The sequence below is a fragment of the Paenibacillus sp. FSL H8-0280 genome, assembly GCF_045040665.1.
Lineage (GTDB): Bacteria > Bacillota > Bacilli > Paenibacillales > Paenibacillaceae > Paenibacillus > Paenibacillus xylanexedens_A.
The window spans coordinates 3,702,042-3,715,577 of the sequence record NZ_CP150296.1 but is presented as its reverse complement, the minus strand read 5'-3'; the positions used below and the strand labels follow the sequence as shown (position 1 = coordinate 3,715,577).

The 13,536-nt window shown below is 40.4% G+C and carries 12 protein-coding genes and 1 pseudogene; 1 reads left to right on the top strand and 12 read right to left on the bottom strand.

The window, feature by feature from the left end:
• Positions 1–15: 15 nt before the first annotated feature.
• Both MHI12_RS16400 and MHI12_RS16395 read right to left on the bottom strand, forming a co-directional pair.
• Positions 16–1,191, bottom strand: a complete 1,176-nt coding sequence (locus tag MHI12_RS16400) for an MFS transporter (protein ID WP_405169749.1) — start codon at positions 1,189–1,191, stop codon at positions 16–18.
• 488 nt (positions 1,192–1,679) lie between these two features.
• Positions 1,680–2,110 (bottom strand): annotated as a pseudogene (locus tag MHI12_RS16395) (PTS glucose transporter subunit IIA).
• Between the two features lie 289 nt (positions 2,111–2,399).
• Here MHI12_RS16395 and MHI12_RS16390 point away from each other — a divergent pair.
• Positions 2,400–3,152 carry a MurR/RpiR family transcriptional regulator gene (locus MHI12_RS16390; protein WP_405169748.1) on the top strand — a complete coding sequence of 251 codons (753 nt, stop codon included), beginning with the start codon at positions 2,400–2,402 and terminating at the stop codon, positions 3,150–3,152.
• Between the two features lie 92 nt (positions 3,153–3,244).
• Here MHI12_RS16390 and MHI12_RS16385 read toward each other — a convergent pair whose 3' ends face one another.
• The 10 genes from MHI12_RS16385 to MHI12_RS16340 form a co-directional block, all read right to left on the bottom strand.
• Entirely contained in the window at positions 3,245–4,417 is a 1,173-nt protein-coding gene (locus MHI12_RS16385) for a CynX/NimT family MFS transporter (protein ID WP_405169747.1), read from the bottom strand.
• Positions 4,418–4,441: 24 nt separating this feature from the next.
• Positions 4,442–5,866 (bottom strand): glycoside hydrolase family 1 protein, encoded by a 1,425-nt coding sequence (locus tag MHI12_RS16380; protein WP_405169746.1) that lies wholly within the window; start codon positions 5,864–5,866, stop codon positions 4,442–4,444.
• Positions 5,867–6,166: 300 nt separating this feature from the next.
• Positions 6,167–6,652 (bottom strand): hypothetical protein, encoded by a 486-nt coding sequence (locus MHI12_RS16375; RefSeq protein WP_405169745.1) that lies wholly within the window; start codon positions 6,650–6,652, stop codon positions 6,167–6,169.
• Positions 6,653–6,666: 14 nt separating this feature from the next.
• Positions 6,667–7,677, bottom strand: a complete 1,011-nt coding sequence (locus MHI12_RS16370) for an FAD-dependent oxidoreductase (RefSeq protein WP_405173010.1) — start codon at positions 7,675–7,677, stop codon at positions 6,667–6,669.
• A gap of 298 nt (positions 7,678–7,975) precedes the next feature.
• On the bottom strand, positions 7,976–8,863 hold the full coding sequence (locus MHI12_RS16365; RefSeq protein ID WP_405169744.1) for an RCC1 domain-containing protein: 888 nt from the start codon (positions 8,861–8,863) through the stop codon (positions 7,976–7,978).
• 298 nt (positions 8,864–9,161) lie between these two features.
• On the bottom strand, positions 9,162–9,530 hold the full coding sequence (locus MHI12_RS16360; protein WP_341007667.1) for a hypothetical protein: 369 nt from the start codon (positions 9,528–9,530) through the stop codon (positions 9,162–9,164).
• Position 9,531: 1 nt separating this feature from the next.
• On the bottom strand, positions 9,532–9,879 hold the full coding sequence (locus MHI12_RS16355) for a YolD-like family protein (RefSeq protein WP_341007666.1): 348 nt from the start codon (positions 9,877–9,879) through the stop codon (positions 9,532–9,534).
• A complete protein-coding gene (locus MHI12_RS16350; RefSeq protein WP_405173009.1) occupies positions 9,876–11,093 on the bottom strand; it encodes a DNA polymerase IV in 1,218 nt (405 codons plus the stop codon). The genes MHI12_RS16355 and MHI12_RS16350 overlap by 4 nt, the downstream gene beginning before the upstream one ends.
• Before the next feature lie 287 nt (positions 11,094–11,380).
• Positions 11,381–12,283, bottom strand: a complete 903-nt coding sequence (gene aroE / locus MHI12_RS16345; protein WP_341007664.1) for a shikimate dehydrogenase — start codon at positions 12,281–12,283, stop codon at positions 11,381–11,383.
• Between the two features lie 27 nt (positions 12,284–12,310).
• A complete protein-coding gene (locus MHI12_RS16340) occupies positions 12,311–13,498 on the bottom strand; it encodes an MFS transporter (RefSeq protein WP_315935625.1) in 1,188 nt (395 codons plus the stop codon).
• Positions 13,499–13,536: the final 38 nt, after the last annotated feature.

The window sequence follows — 13,536 nt, the reverse complement described above, 5'->3', positions numbered from 1 at the left end:
GAAACAATTGTTTATTCATTGCAAAGAATGTTTCGTTTGTTTTCTTCTAGATAGCGAGTTATCAAGCAACGTTGTTACAACGCCAATCACAAGGGCAAGCGCACCGATCCATGGAATATAGTTCAACAAGTTGTGGTTGACAGCAATCCCCCCGATACCCGCACCTGCAGCCATTCCAACTTGTCCGATCGCACTATGCAAACTAAGAACAATGCCTGACGCAGCGGGAGCAAGACTGATAAGCTGAAATTGGATTGGCGTCCCTGAAGACCAGGCCGCTAGTGCCCAGAAAATAAGCAATATATATAGAAGCAATACGGATTGGCCTATAAACGGGAACAGCAGTAATACAATGGCATGAAGTAGCATTCCACCAGTTAGTGTGCGGAATGTGCCCCATTTGTCTGTACTAATTCCTCCTAATTTGGAACCAATAGCACTAGCGATACCAAATATAAACAGGGCTACCGTTACACCTTGATCACTCATGCTAAATATATCAAGGAGATACGGTGAAATGTACGTAAATAAAATGGAATATGAGCCTAACCACACGAACGTAATTAGTAACGCTGCTGCGATACGGGGTTGCACGATGAATTTGAACTGCTCACGCAAAGGAACAGCTTTTTCCGCAACTACTTTAGGTATGATCAGCAGCGCTAGGCATAAGAGAATAAGTCCGGTTACTCCAAGACCAATAAATATGAGGTTCCAATCATAATGGGAAGCTACAACCCTGCCTATAGGTACACCAATAACTAATGCCGTACTATTTCCCATAATAACAGTAGCAATTGAACTGCCTTGCTTTCCTGGAGCAGCCAAAACCGCAGCAAGAGTAAGGAGCGTAACCTGAATAACACCGGCACTAAGTGCTGAAATAATTCTAGCTACGATGAGCATCTCATATCCTGTTATCGTTGCTATTAAAATGTTAACAACAGAGAATACAGTTAGAGCATAAACTAAGAGTTTTTTTCGGTCTAATTTTGATGTGAAAGCAATTAAAAAAGGAGTCCCTGCACCAAAAGCTATAGAGAACACAGTAATGAGCTGTCCAGCAGAAGAAACTGAAATGTTGCTAGACTCAGCTACTTTGTCCAGGATCCCGGCAATAACATATTCTGATGATCCATTAAGAAAACTAATTACAGCTAATAAATATATTTTCCCCATATTTTTCAACAATTGCACCTTCTCATTTCTATATTTCTAGAAAAATAGATAAATTAACTATTCACTAAAATAAATATTTTACATTCACTCATCTGGGACAAACCCTTTTCTATATATGCCCCTTCTATTGAATTAGTAGCTAAAGACCTTCCCACATTAAAACAGCCGCTAATCGAATGGTTAGACTCATTTGTGTGTTCCACCTTTCAGTGTTGAATCCATAAGAGATTTCTCCATATTCAGAGTAATTCTACTTATCCGTCTGTAATAAATTTTATTTTGCAAAACTTATGTTACTTTTATTATTCAAATAAATATATACATTTCGGCATTTTAGTTTGAATTAACATGAGATCACATTTGTTACTCAAAAGTAACGCAATGTTTTTTAAAATTATGTAGAAAGAACAATTTTTTTGGTTTTACTATGCAGCACCATGACAAAAACGGCAGCGTTCCAGAAATAACTTGGAATCACTGCCGCTATTAATAACATCAAATTAGGCTTTGACTGTGTACATCAATTCTTTTTCATGAATTGTGGTACGCCCAGCCGATTGGACATCGGTATATTGATACATGTTCGTAATAATGACCGGAGTAATCATATTGTAACCCGCTTTTTCGATATCTTCACGGTCAAATTCCATCAATACATCGCCTACGGATACTTTAGCTCCTGTCTGTACCTTTGGTGAGCAATTTGGCCCTTCAGCTTTACAGTATCAATTCCGATGTGAATCAGCATCTCTGCGCCAAGATCACTTACGAGACCAATAGCATGTCCACTCTTGGACACAGAAATTACTGTGCCGTTAACCGGAGATACTGCACGTCCTTCAGCAGGTTGAATGGCAAATCCTTTACCCATCATTTCTTCGGAAAAAGCAGGATCTGGCACTAGGCTAAGTGGCTTAACTTCCCCATTCATGTGGCTGAACATTTGTTGATCCTGTAATTTAGTGTCTTCAGTTACTACAGGTGTAGTTGCGGACATTGCTGATGGTGCAGCTGCTTCTTCCTGGAAGCCCAAAATATAAGTAACTCCCGGAAGACCTACAGTGCCAATGAAATAGGCTTTAACAGAAAAGGTTCCCAGAAAAGACCCAGCGACTGCGTTGATTTTTGTAACAAAAATGTAACGCGTTGTTTTTTGGGGGGAGGTAATGTATACTGCCTAAGCAGGTTGTTATTATTATGGTCTAAGGGAGTGTATATCCATGTTCACCAGTGAACAAATCTCATCCTATAATGAATTGGAACTATCTTTATATAACTATATTTCACAGAATATGGAAAAAGTGGCTTACATGCGGATTAGAGAGCTGGCCGATGAAACTCATGTATCTACAGCCACCATTATGCGATTTTGCCGAAAGAATCAATGTGAGGGATTTTCAGAATTTAAAGTAAAACTTAAGATGCTTATTTCTCAAAAGGATAAACTAACAAAGCAGGAGTTAAAAAGTCCACATCATGCTGTGTATGAGTTTTTTGAACGTTCTCAATCTCCTGAATTGGAGGAAAAAATTCAAACGGCAGCAAAGTTAATTGCTAAAGCCAGCAGCGTCATTTTTATTGGTATCGGGAGCTCCGGAATAATGGGCGAATATGGAGCCCGATTTTTTTCAAATTTAGGGATCTGCTCCGTGTACATAAAAGATCCTCATTATCCTGTTCATACCAGAATGCAAAAAAATAGCGTTACGATTGCATTATCTACGCGAGGTGAAAACCCGTATGTTCTACCGTATCTCCAACGGATCAAGCAGGAGAAAAATAAAATTGTGGCGATAACGAACAATCGCCAATCCACCATGGCTAAAATATCAGATGTAAGTGTCCCTTATTATGTAAAAGAAGAGTATTACGAATCCACTAACATCACCACTCAGGTTCCTGTTACGTTCCTGTTAGAATGGCTGGGACGAGAGGTTTTCAAAGAAATGGTAAATACAGAATTAGAGCTATAAGAGAGAACTCGTTCTTTCTAAAAATACGCACCAGAAAGAGAGCCCTATTGGCTCTCTTTTAAGTCGTTATGGCTCTCAACTGGATAACTACGTTAGACTCTTTCCGTTACTTGTTTTGCTCGTGTTGCTGCAATTTGCGTCATAATCATTAAGATGATGATCACAATCATTCCAATCATAGCAGGTGTGAAACTATTGGAAGCATCATGAATCCAACCTAGCAGTATTGGACCAAGTGCACCAATGACATACCCAGCAGATTGCTGCATCGCTGACCAGGAAGTTGCATCGTTCACATTGGTTGTAGAATCAATCGGTAACATCAGGTTTAAAGTGAACAAGCCCCCTGCTCCAATCCCAAAGAGCACAACGGAAACCATCGGTATGAAATTTATCATCAATAAAATCAAACCAACAATCATGAACAGAGATTCACCAACCATCCATACTCTTCTTGAAGGAAAGTTCTTCAATAATACAGGAAGTATAAAGCTAATCGGGATTTGGATTACAACAAATATGGTCAGACAAAGCGTTGCATAGGATTTGCTATACCCCATTTCCTGAATCATTAACGGGAGCCACGCTGTAAAAGAATAAAACAACATAGCCATTAATCCAAATGAAAGCGTAAGCGTCCATGCGCTTCTATTTCCCCAGGGAAGTTTAATTTGCGGACGTTCTTTTATTTCACTCACATGAACAGATTCAGATCGCGGCTTCACCATGATCCACCAAACGATCGCTGCCACAAAGGCAATTACTGCCCATCCCCCTACCGCTGTCTGCCAAGAATTGAAATATGCCTCTAAGGGAATGGATACCATTGAACTAACTGCAGCCCCTACAGTGATCGCAATACTATAGAGTGCAATCATGGATGGAACATGATCGGGAAAATACTTTTTAATAAAACCTGAAGTTAACGGGCCAATCGAAGCGATCCCGATGCCTACGATCAATGCAGATAAAAGTAAAACGAACGTAGACTGTGTAAATAGCCGAGTGGCTATTCCGATTCCCACCACAATCAGGGAATATCCAATGATTCGTTCTATTCCCCATCTCCCACTTGCTTTGACGGCAAAAGGTGAAAATACGCCCATACATAGTACAGGTATTGAAGTTAGCAAGCTGGCTAGTGCAGCGCTCATCCCCAGATCTTCCCGAATCGTATCTAACAGCGGAGATATGGAATTAATAGCTGGGCGCAAATTCAATGTAGCAACAAATAATGCAATAATTAAAAATATTTTTTTTCTCATCTTCTACTCCCATTAGCGCTATCACTATTCACGAAACAAACTGCTTCCGTTGCTCTGAATGACATCTTTATACCAGTGAAAGGACTTCTTGCGATAGCGTTCCAATGTTCCTGAACCATCATCATGACGATCCACATAGATGAATCCGTACCGTTTTTTTAATTCTGAAGTTGTCGCACTAACCAAGTCAATACAACCCCATGTTGCATACCCCATCAATTCAACACCATCTTGAATGGCTTCAGCAACTTGAAGCAAGTGATCCTTCAAATATTTGATGCGATAATCATCGCTAACTGTTTTGTTGCCATGTTCGTCCGTGATAAGTTCATCTACGGCCCCTAATCCATTTTCAACGATGAACAATGGTTTCTGATAACGATCATAGATTGCATTCATGATGTACCTTAAGCCTTGAGGGTCGATCTGCCAACCCCACTCACTCGCGACCAAATGCGGATTTGGAATACCGCCAATCAGGTTTCCTTCTCCTTTAATTTGCTTGGCAGGATCAGCCGTTTCACAACAACTTTGATAGTAGCTAAAGGAAATAAAATCAACGGTGTTTTTCAATATTTCTTCGTCGCCAGGTTCAAAATGAATAGTAATCCCGTTATCTTTCAAATAACGTTTCATGTAACCTGGGTAATAACCACGCGCATGAACATCCATGAAACCTGTGTTCTTATGATCAGCTTCCATCACTTTGATCATATCATTAGGGTCAGGAGTCAGTGGGTAAATCGGCATAGCAATGACCATACAACCAATTTTGAAGTCTGGATTAATTTCATGCCCTATTTTAACAGCCAGTGCACTTGCAACAAACTCGTGGTGAATGGCTTGGTACAGATCCTGTTTGCTCAGTTGATCCTTATGTGTGTTGATCCCACCGCTTACAAACGGGTGTTCCAGAATCGAATTAATCTCGTTAAATGTGAGCCAATACTTCACTTTGTCTTTATATCTCTCAAAAATGGTTCGCACATATCGTTCATAGAAATCGATCATTTTTCGATTCACCCAGCCATCATATTCCCTAGCGAGATGTAAAGGAGTCTCATAATGAGAGATCGTAACCAGAGGTTCAATACCGTATTTCCGGCACTCGTCAAAAAGGTTGTCGTAAAATTGGAGGCCTTTTTCATTAGGCTCAAGTTCGTCCCCTTTGGGGAAGATTCGGGACCAAGCTATAGATGTGCGAAAAACTTTGAAACCCATTTCGGCAAGGAGTTTAATATCTTCTTTGTATCGATGATAGAAGTCAATCGCGATTAACTTCATATTATCCTCTGTTGGATCTGTTGTTGGAGGTGTCTGAATGCCGTGTGGCATGATATCCTGAATGGATAGTCCCTTCCCGTCCTCTAGATACGCCCCCTCAATTTGGTTTGCAGAGACGGAGCCTCCCCACAAAAAACCATTAGGGAATTGAAATGTTTGACTCATTTGGTAAGCCCACCTTTCTTTTAAACCTTCAGCTGATCTGGATAAAAAACGAATCCCGCTTTATCGGTTTTTATATCATGTATTTGTTTTCACAACTTATGTTACATAGATTAATTTATAAAATATATGTTATTTCGAATTTAGTTCAAGGTATCACAGATTCACATTTGTAACATAAAAGTAACACAGTGTTTTAAAGGATTGTTGCATGTTAGCTCAAGGGTAACTGTACTTCTAACACGCCATCATAATAGACACAAAATAAAAAAGCCGTCAAAATGACGACTTCATCATAACAAGTTATCCATTAAAAGAGGCAGGCTCAAGTGTTCCCAGCAGTTTCTTAATCCCTTCATCATATTCCAGTTGGAATAATGGAATGATCTCATCTAATTTTTGCTGGTACAAATCCGGATCCTGGACACGAAGCGCTGCTCTTAATTCCATTTCTTCTTCTGAACCATTGTCGTCCAGAATCATGTCCAGGACATCCACTTTGAAATATTCACTTGGAGGAAGGATCAAAGCATTCATCAGGAATTGCATAAAAAAGAGATGGTTATCTTTTTCCTTATCCGCTTTTTTCATCGCTTGCTTCGTAAATAAGTTGATATATTTCTGAGCAAAATCCACTCCTTTTAGTTCATAAGGCCCACCATGTTCTACCCCTCTCCAACGCAGGTCAGCCACGGAACTAAGCCACCAAGCCGGATCGATGGCCTGCTGCATACGCAGCAATACGTTCCGTTCAAACTGCGGATCGGGATGCAAGCGCTGTGCTTCCAAAGACTTTCCTATAGTCAAATTTCGATCGCAGCAACGGTGATACCTTGTCCATGAATAGGATCAAAGCTACAAAATGCATCACCAAGGACGAGTAAACCAGAGGGCCAATCTTCCATGAGTTCAAAATGCTGGCGAACAGACTCGGAAATACGGTACCCCCTAGGCCCTTGCAATGGCTCTAACTGTTCCATTAACTTTACAATTTTATCTGAAGCAAATAGATGCTTGATTTGTTCTTGAAACTCTTCGGGCTGAGTGGACGGATACTCATCTCCTCCAGCATTGAATAGAATGAGTCCAACGATATCATCCTCAATGCGCGTAAATATGCCTGCACGAATACCTTGCTCAGGATCTGAATCAGACATCACCCATGCGTTCGGAATGGAGGATTTAATGTTGTAATAACGGGTGCTATAACCAAGAGATACCTTTAGCACTTCTGGTTCTGGCACATTCAACCCTAATTTATCAAGCCACCTAATCAATTTGGAAGAACGTCCTGAAGCATCAATAACCATATCCGTTGGAAGTTGGTCTTCCCTTTTTTCACCGCTTCTTTCTCTGGTATAAATGCCTGTAACAGTATGCTGGTCTTCAGATACGATGAGTCCGGTAACTTCCATACTTGTTAAAAAGCTTATATGAGGGATATTTTGGATTCGCTTGCGCAGCACCCATTCCAGCAAAGCTCTGCTGCACGATGCAATTTTTAATGAAGAAGGATCCTCCTTGTTAACTAATGTACCGTATCGATTAGTAACTATAAGCTTCTCATCGTGTGAAGAGATCGCTCCCAATGCTATCAATTCGTCATTGTATCCTGGGAAATAATGTTCCATAATCAGCGCGCCGCGTGGTTGTACACGGTGTGGATGAAAAGATTGAGGTACACCCTGCCGGTTATTTGGCTCCGAAGGGAATTCATCCCTTTCAATCACACATACTTCCTCATAATAATCAGCTAACATTCTTGCAGTAATTAATCCAGCAATCCCTGCTCCGATCACCACAGCTTTTTTCATGTCAGACACCGAAGATTCATCCTTTCTATGAAATTAGATTTTAATCTACACTTGTAGATCAATCAAAATATTAATTATAATACCAATATATAATCAAAATTTCTTTTATAGTAAGAATCAATATAGGGATGATATATAGTTAAACTACGATATGGAAGTGTTGTAGATGAAAATCAATGAAAAAAAGCTTAGATCATGTCTCTTAAAGATGCCGATCAAAGCAAAAAGCCGCTAAATAAGCGACTTCAATGGGAATATGTACTTGTGTCCCTCGACATTTTGCATCTTATTTCATTATTTATTGTTGGATGTTACTCCATCCGCTTACATCACATTGTCCGTAATCATTATCACCTACAGCAACCATCGTACCATCCGATTTCAGTCCAATCGTGTGGACACATCCCGCCGAAACAGCTCTAATGTCATGCCAGACACTTACATCGCATTGGTGATGTTTATTTGAACCCACAGCAACCGTCGTACCGTCAGACTTAAGACCAATGGTATGGTAACTCCCTGCTGCAACTGCTACAATATCACGCCAACCGCTTACGTCGCATTCACCGTCATTATTTCTACCCACAGCCACTACCGTGCCATCCGATCTAAGCCCAACCGTATGAAGATACCCCGCCGCAACAGCCAATATGTCACTCCAGTCGTTTACGCTACATTGGTTATATTTATTGTTACCAACTGCTGTTACCGTTCCGTCTATTTTTAGACCGACTGTATGCCAGTCACCAGTCGTGACTGATACAATATCATGCCAGCTGCTCACGTTGCATTCGCCTTCATTATTTCGCCCCACCGCAACCACCGTGCCATCAGATCTAACCCCAACAGTACGGCACCAACCTGCCGACACAGTTACTATATCGCACCATTCGCTTACATTGCATTGTTCATGCTTATTCCAACCTATAGCTATTACAGTACCATCAGATTTAAGACCAACGGTATGGGCGTTACCCGTGTTCGTAGCCATATGAACATTACTAGCAACAACTGAGACGATATGGCACCAATCGTTTACCTTACATTGACCGTATTTATTATCACCCACAGCTGTTACTGTTCCGTCAGATTTAAGAGCAACGGTATGACGACGACCTGCCGCTATGGTACAGTTACGGAAACGTTTCGTCTCAAACACCGCTTCCTTCCGTGAATGGTAGTCCATATCTTTCCTCTCCTCCACAAAATCCTCCGTTAGCTCAACTGTAAGTCATAAAGTGTGGCGTTCATATCTTCATAGAAAACAGTCAAAAGGACACTAACATAGTATTCTTATTCGACGTTGTATTTTAATACTCCTAGCTATTAAGATCGTGGAACCATAATCTAAAAATTTGAGGCAAAAATACCGACCTTTCAACATCAAAGGTCGGTTTACCCAATAGGGAGAAGAAAACAATGGTTATAACTGTATTATATCCACCCTATGCCGTTATATACCTTATTCTGCTCTAACTCTATGTTTATCTTGTCATATCAGTAATATCAACACTCATATGTTCAGTAAGCATTAAGGTTACATCCACTTTCACTTTGCTCCACAATAGTGTCATTTTATGAAGGTAACCTCTTACCGAATAATCTACCGTTAAACTCAGCTCAGACCTCTTTTCATCTATGATTTTTATATGATGTTCCTTTAAAATTTGTTTCGATTTGTACATCTCTAAAGCAATTTTCTTTTGGGTGCCGTCCAGGTAGTCAACATATACAGATTTCATCTTAAAGTTTGAAGCGTATATTTTTTGCTTATCTACCTCGAGCGCACCTAAAAGATAAGGGAGTTCTACCAGCCTCTTCACGAGTGAAAGTTCCTCAGAAGTCTGTCGCACCTTACACGCCTCCTTCTTCAAGTTTTACAGCGACCAATTGATCAAAATCGACCCATTCAAATCCATTCTCCATTTCAATTTTTATTTTCTTTCCAAAGGAACTGACTGAAGTGACGATTCCGTGTATATACCGATTGCCTGACTCATTAAATACTTCAAAGGCGGCTTGCAATGTATAATTGAGAGACATATCTATATTCTGAGTAATAATCTCCCACTCATCTTGATGAATCAGTGGTTTCGTTTGATAATGAATTTGAGTACGATGCTGTATAATTCGTTCTTTATGTTGTGGAAGCATCATGCGGCTCGATTCCCATAATCCATTGGCCTCCAGTTTTTTGCTCATTTGTAATGCCCCCCAATTTTAGATGCTCGATCGATCGCTTGGCCAGCAGCCGTAATGGAGCTCGCTCGTAGAATGGCAATGTCGCCAAATCGATCCTTAATGTCGTCCATCACCTGATCAATGGCTCGTTTCTGCTCTTGATCATCAAAAAAAGATAGTTGATATGTATCCGCGTTGGATAATTGAGACAGGGATACGCCAACACGGCGCACAGGTTGCCCATCCCAATGTTGATGAAATATGCGTTTGGCTAGTTTGCACACATCAACGGTTATGTTTGTTGGATCAGACAGTTTAACTTGCCTGTGAAAACCCGTTGGTTGGTCGAAGTCGGCTCCAGATACACTCACGGAAACGACACTACCCATCAGTCCCTTTTTACGGGCTCTTCTGCACACTTCTGTACAGATATCGAGGATAACTACTTCGATCTCCCAAGCCTCTATGAAATCTCTTGGCAGGGTCATTCCGTTTCCGATATCCTTTTGTGTACTGTGTGTATTGACGGTTACTGGTGAATTGTCGAGTCCATTTGCCACTCGCCAGATGACTTCTCCATTAACACCCCACTTACTTCTTAATTTGGAAAGAGACGTATTCGCCAGGTCTCTAATGGTTCGGATGCCCATCTTCCACAGATGTTTTTCCATTCTTGAGCCAATCCCCCACATATCGCGGATGGGCTTATCTCCAATGTGGAGGTGTAATTCCTCTTTCTTTAAGTGGAAAATGCCACCCTCAGCTTTTTTAGCAATCATATCGCAGCACAATTTACTGATAATTTTGTTTTCACCAATGCCAGCTCTCGCGTAAACGCCTGTTTCATTATAGATTTTGTCTTGAATTTGCTTGGCCAAATCAATTGGATCATTACCGAATAGATGCATAGACCCTGTAAAATCAGCGAATAATTCGTCTATACTGTACGGTTCGACCAGATCGGTGAACTCCTCAATAATGGACATGATTTGGGTGGATACTTCAATGTATTCTTGCATGTGTGGTTTCACAATGATCAGTTCAGGACACTTCTGAAGAGACTGCCAGAGTGGTTCCGCGGTAGATACACCTTTAGCTTTGGCCAACGGACAAGCGGCAAGGATAATTCCAGAACGTCTTGCTGGATCGCCAGCGACGGCGAGTGGTCTATTTTTGTATTGAGGCATTTTCGCCTTCTCGACTGAAGCATAAAAGCTCTGCATATCAATGAGCATAATGGTTCGCTGCTTAGCCAACACTGAAATCACCCCTGTACTTTTAAGAACGTATGTTTGTATATATTATAAACCGAACACACGTTCTTTATGCAAGAGGTAAATATTTATATTAGTCGGACTATATTTTTGCCCATTTCGGCAATCGGTATAAGTTCGTGCTGTTGGCTCAGGAAACGAACTTATACCGGAAAAAGAAAAAAGCCGCTAAACATAGCGGCTTTAATAAGAGCAGTTTTTGGTTTTCAACTGTAATAACTCTAATATTAACTTACCCTATTATCCATTCATATCTCTGTACCAAATACGCTCTCTTTCACCTCTGCAATTGGCATATCTTCTCCTGTAAATAGTTTGTAAGCAAGTGCGCCTTGCCATAACACCATACCGAGACCGTTAATCGCTTTGGCACCAGCAGCTTCGGCCTGTTTTAACAGTTTTGTTTTGCGAGGATTGTATACAACATCGGTTACTACCAAATCTTTGCGTAACACATCTTCTACATCGTCAACAATACTCAATTCATCTAATGGTTTCATGCCCAAGCTTGTAGCGTTCGCTAAGATAGCACTATCTGCGATTTCTTTACGAAATGCTTCTTTATCTTCCAAAGGGAAAACGTTAGCCTTCACGCCGAAGTGTTTCATCTCATTGTTAATATATGCTGCATTTTCTTCTGCCTTGGAGAAGAATTTGTCATTTCTGGCGAAGATACTAATCTCTTTAATGCCTGATTGAACCAACTGAATAGCGATCGGTGTTGCAGCACCTCCAGAACCGACTAAAGTTACTTTTTTCCCGTTTAGCTCGACTCCATGTTCTTCAAGATTTTTTACGTAACCTAATCCGTCCGTATTATATCCGACCAACTTGCCATTTTTATTTACGACGGTATTACTGGCTCTTGAGAATTTAGCGGTATCATCCAGCTCGTCCAAATACTGAATAACATCGATTTTGTTTGGCATGGACACATTGAATCCTGCAACGCCCATTGCTTTCATACCTTCAACTGTTTCTTTCAACTTCTCTGGCCCAACCTCAAAAGCCAAATATGCATAGTTCAACCCACTGATCGTATAACCGACATTGTGCATTTGTGGGGAAACGCTATGTCCGATTGGTGTTGCAAGTAATCCAACTAAAGTTGTTTTTGCGTCAATTTTGGCAAGATTTTTATCGTTATTCATTTGAAAGACTCCTTATGAGTTGAATTTTTATTGAAACACTTTTTTTCCTCGGATAAGTACAAAAACTGCAAGCAATACACTCAAACAAGCAATGACCATATCAAAAACAAGTGTCATGGAAATACCGATCTGTCCCACTAAGAAGCTCGATATGAAGGGAACCAATATAAAAGCAGCACTTCCTGCTATATTCACATAAGATGTTGTCGTTCCTTTGTTTTTAACGAAGAATCTTGTCATTATAGTGATAGCCAATTGGAAGGTACCGGAAGTGGACAATCCCAAGATAAACGTCATGATAATAACAATTGTATATGATTGAATAAAGAACAAGCTCAGCATGGATAGGAAGGCTATCGTTGGATATAAGATCATCACAGTAATTGGTTTTATGAACTTGTCTAATACAGCTGCAAGCAAAAGTACCGAAACCAATGCCCCAATGCTAAAGTAACTTAAAAGTTTTATCGAGACATTCTCACTTAGTCCAATATATTTAGACCCAAGCTCTGGAAGCCATGTTTGCCAAACCACAAACAATGCTGTGGAAGTAAAACCGATAAGGATGATTGCCAATCCTTCTCCCCAAAACTTCGGTTCTTCCTTGAAATGATTTTTGTAGGTTGCACTATCTGCTTCATCTTTTGAGTTGGACTTAAACGCTGGGAACGGCATAAAGATCAAGTAAATTCCACTGATCAGGAACAAGATTCCCAAAGCATAAAATGACCAGCCCCAAGAGATATCGTTGGCAACTAGATACGCGAGAATGAATGGCAGTAACGTGGCTCCGATGGACATGATCGCTTTGACCAAAACCGTAGCCGAACTAGATTTCTTAGGAAATGATTCAATCAATGCTGGGTATGTTCCTGAATCCAGCAATGAATTTGCTATTCCGGCAGTGATGGCCAATACAAAGGCCACAGGATAGCTTGACATTAAAGGAATACCAACAAGGAACAGTAAATACAGAAAACTTCCTGTAATGATGATTGGTTTACGACCGATTTTATCGGACAACCGGCCGGCAAAGAATAGAGCTATCAGCTTACCGATACCAATTGCAGAAACAAGCAAACTAATCTTTTCAACAGGTTGATTGTAGTTATCTGATAGGGCACTCATATTTGAAGCTATAATGATATTGATCATCCCAAGCATAAAGTAATTCAAGTACATGCCAAGAGACGTTTTAATATATGGATTCTTCATTTGCTTCCCCTCCGTGTATATTACAAGCAAATATTTGG

Coding starts and splice junctions, on each gene's coding strand:
- MHI12_RS16385 (WP_405169747.1), bottom strand. CDS start 4,417: ATGAGAAAAAAAATATTTTTAATTATTGCATTATTTGTTGCTACATTG.
- MHI12_RS16390 (WP_405169748.1), top strand. CDS start 2,400: ATGTTCACCAGTGAACAAATCTCATCCTATAATGAATTGGAACTATCT.
- MHI12_RS16350 (WP_405173009.1), bottom strand. CDS start 11,093: ATGCTCATTGATATGCAGAGCTTTTATGCTTCAGTCGAGAAGGCGAAA.
- MHI12_RS16365 (WP_405169744.1), bottom strand. CDS start 8,863: ATGGACTACCATTCACGGAAGGAAGCGGTGTTTGAGACGAAACGTTTC.
- MHI12_RS16380 (WP_405169746.1), bottom strand. CDS start 5,866: ATGAGTCAAACATTTCAATTCCCTAATGGTTTTTTGTGGGGAGGCTCC.
- MHI12_RS16355 (WP_341007666.1), bottom strand. CDS start 9,879: ATGAGCAAAAAACTGGAGGCCAATGGATTATGGGAATCGAGCCGCATG.
- MHI12_RS16340 (WP_315935625.1), bottom strand. CDS start 13,498: ATGAAGAATCCATATATTAAAACGTCTCTTGGCATGTACTTGAATTAC.
- MHI12_RS16370 (WP_405173010.1), bottom strand. CDS start 7,677: ATGAAAAAAGCTGTGGTGATCGGAGCAGGGATTGCTGGATTAATTACT.
- aroE (WP_341007664.1), bottom strand. CDS start 12,283: ATGAATAACGATAAAAATCTTGCCAAAATTGACGCAAAAACAACTTTA.